Source organism: Bartonella sp. MU70NMGDW, assembly GCF_042194085.1.
Lineage (GTDB): Bacteria > Pseudomonadota > Alphaproteobacteria > Rhizobiales > Rhizobiaceae > Bartonella > Bartonella grahamii.
In genome coordinates this window covers 1-2,639 of sequence record NZ_JBHIMK010000170.1, presented here as the reverse complement: position 1 = coordinate 2,639, position 2,639 = coordinate 1, and the positions used below count along the sequence as shown (strand labels likewise).

2 protein-coding genes and 2 pseudogenes are annotated in these 2,639 nt (G+C 36.9%); 3 read left to right on the top strand and 1 reads right to left on the bottom strand.

Going from position 1 to position 2,639, the window contains the following annotated elements:
• Positions 1-83: pseudogene (locus tag ACFIKE_RS09255) on the bottom strand (recombinase); the annotation flags it as partial.
• Positions 84-415: 332 nt separating this feature from the next.
• Here ACFIKE_RS09255 and ACFIKE_RS09250 point away from each other — a divergent pair.
• The 3 genes and pseudogenes from ACFIKE_RS09250 to ACFIKE_RS09240 all read left to right on the top strand — a co-directional run.
• Positions 416-1,227, top strand: a pseudogene (locus ACFIKE_RS09250) (HNH/ENDO VII family nuclease); the annotation flags it as partial.
• A 53-nt stretch (positions 1,228-1,280) separates the two neighbouring features.
• Positions 1,281-1,856, top strand: a complete 576-nt coding sequence (locus tag ACFIKE_RS09245) for an SMI1/KNR4 family protein (RefSeq protein WP_375649493.1) — start codon at positions 1,281-1,283, stop codon at positions 1,854-1,856.
• A 46-nt stretch (positions 1,857-1,902) separates the two neighbouring features.
• Positions 1,903-2,484, top strand: a complete 582-nt coding sequence (locus ACFIKE_RS09240; RefSeq protein ID WP_375649491.1) for an SMI1/KNR4 family protein — start codon at positions 1,903-1,905, stop codon at positions 2,482-2,484.
• The last annotated feature ends 155 nt before the right edge of the window (positions 2,485-2,639 follow it).

Below are 2,639 nucleotides of genomic sequence, written 5' to 3'. Positions count from 1 at the left end.
ATAAGCTCCATAGCTGTAGGTTTGATTTCACAATCATTCGTTTTTTCCACTAATTCCGTTTGTGTGGTACTTAGTTCACTCATCTTGATTTCCTCCATTGCACGCAACTCACCCATGGCGTGAATCACGCATGTTTTAAAAAGTTGTTTGTGGGGTTAGAAAGAGACCAGATTGATTATTGAATATTAGTCTCTAGAATGGCGAATATAAATATTCCCACATATAACCGCCCTTCCGAAAATACGAGTGTTTCCACAAATTTTAGCGTCACCGTGTACTTCCATACTTCCGGAAATTCGAGCATTATCGTAAATTGTAGCGTTATATTCAATATGAGAATATCCATCAACTTTCGCATTTCCGCGAACGACAGCTCCTATAGATTAACGGCATTCTCACAAACAACAGCATTGCCATGGACAATGCTGGCAGTATTGGTTCAAGTGGTGATGGGGTTGTGCGCTCAATGTGAGCGGTGATATGAGCAATAGCGGGCTGATTTATGCCAAGAAATCTGCCATTTTCTCCTTGGATGGAGCTTTTAATGCTGGTTTTGAAACTGGAAGATTATCAGCCGGAGTATTAGAAAACTTTGCTGGAGGAGCTGGAGTAGTCAAGGGAGGCATAAAGCTTGGCGAAAAGGCTGTGATCAAGTTCAATGCTAGGAAAGATTTTGCTCAATTCGCTTCCAAGAAAAATCTTGCCAAACTTGCAGCGAAGAAAGAACTAACTAAACTTGCTGCTAAAGAAAAAAAGCTTTGGTTAAAAAAGAAACCCACTAAATTTACCGATAGAAAATTTGGACAGACAAACAAAGCCTATCAGAGAGACGATTTGTTTGATCCTCATGCAAGGGTTAAATGGAAAGAAAATAAAAAAGAAGTGTGGGGCACTAATATTGATAGAATGAAAGCAAGAAGAGCACCTATGGGGTTTGATGGCAAGCCTGTTGAGTTGCATCATCTATCGCAAACCCCTGATGGACCCTTAGCAGAAATGAGCCATAAATTTCATAACAAATATACTTCTGTTATTCATGCTAATCCAAAAACACATCAATCGCTCATAGATAGAAAAAAGTTTGAGAAGCAGAGAGAGGAATATTGGTATAAACTTGGTAATGGGTATGGAGAACAAGAAAACAGTAGTTTAGGAGGAATAATCAATATGAAATGGGGCATTATAGGTCTAAATTTTGACAGATGGAGACAGGAGCATCGGCAGTAATGCTCTACGGTTGATGAAAAGAAACTTATAGAATAATTGATGGAGCATAATTGATGAAACCCTATACCTTAGATGATGTTATACAATTAGTTGATAAATATAATGGTGATATTATCAATTTTGGTACTGAAGATGACGCAGTTGATGATCTCGTGATTGAAAGGGCGGAGAAAGCTCTCGGTTTACAATTCACATCGTCTTACAAGAGTTTTTTGAAACATTATAAAGGTGGGGACATTGGTGGTGATGAAATCTATAGTCTTTATGAGTATCCTATAGGTGTTTCTGTTAATGACATTGTTTTTCAGAACTTAAATGATAGAAAAGATGGTTTTGCAACACCAGAACAGCTTGTTGTTAGTACAACAGACTTTGGTGAAACCTTTTATTTTGATTATACGCAGTTTAGGGATGGAGAATGTCCAATCTATGTCATGCTTTCATCTGAAAATTGCGAATATTACGCTAGCAATTTTTATGAATTCCTATGCAAAAGAATTAAAGTACACGCGGGAGAAGAGATACCTGATGGTGATCAACCGATTGAAAAGATTGAGAACACTCCCACTCCGCAACCTATACCTTTTTACAAGAGTTTTTGGAAAAAACTATGGAAGAGGTCAAATTGATAGAGGAAATATGGAGCGTTTATAACGCACGTTTTGAGGTTCATCCATGAAAACCTATACTTTAGATGATGTTGCAGTATTAATTGATAAAGTGAATAAATATGATGATGAGATTATCAATTTTGGTACTGCAGAGGATGCAGTTAGTGATGTACGGATTAAAGAGGCAGAAAAAACTCTCGGTTTACAGTTTACAACTTCTTATAAGGATTTTTTAAAAAATTATAAGGGAGGAGAAATTGGAGGTGATGAAATATTTAGCATTTATAACGCAAGTTTTGATAAGTGTCCTGCTGGTGATATTGTTTTCTATCATTTGACGGATATAAAAAATGGTTTCGCAAAACCAAATCAGCTTGCCGTGAATAGAACTGATTTTGGTGAAACATTTTATTTTGATTACTCTCAATTTCGGGATGGTGAATGCCCACTTTATGTCATGCTTCCATCTGAAGATTGCGAATATTACGCAAGTAATTTTTATGAATTCCTTTGCAAAAGAATTAAAGAAAGCGTGGGAGCTGAGATACCTGATGGTGACCAACCAATTGAAAAGATTGAGAACACTCCCACTCCGAAACCTATCCCTCTTTACAAGAGTTTTTGGAAAAAACTATGGAAGAGGTGAAATTGATAGGGGAAATATGGAGCGTTTATAACGCAAGTTTTGAAGGTTTTGAGGGTTCCTTTTCCCCCCCTTATATATTTTTTTCAATCAAAAATAAAATAATACATATAAGAAGCACCCCCAAAGCCCCCCAAAACTAATGATGGGGAGTGCTT

What these genes read in the sequence shown, in the direction of transcription:
- ACFIKE_RS09240 (WP_375649491.1), top strand. Translation starts at nt 1,903, where the DNA reads ATGAAAACCTATACTTTAGATGATGTTGCAGTATTAATTGATAAAGTG.
- ACFIKE_RS09245 (WP_375649493.1), top strand. Translation starts at nt 1,281, where the DNA reads ATGAAACCCTATACCTTAGATGATGTTATACAATTAGTTGATAAATAT.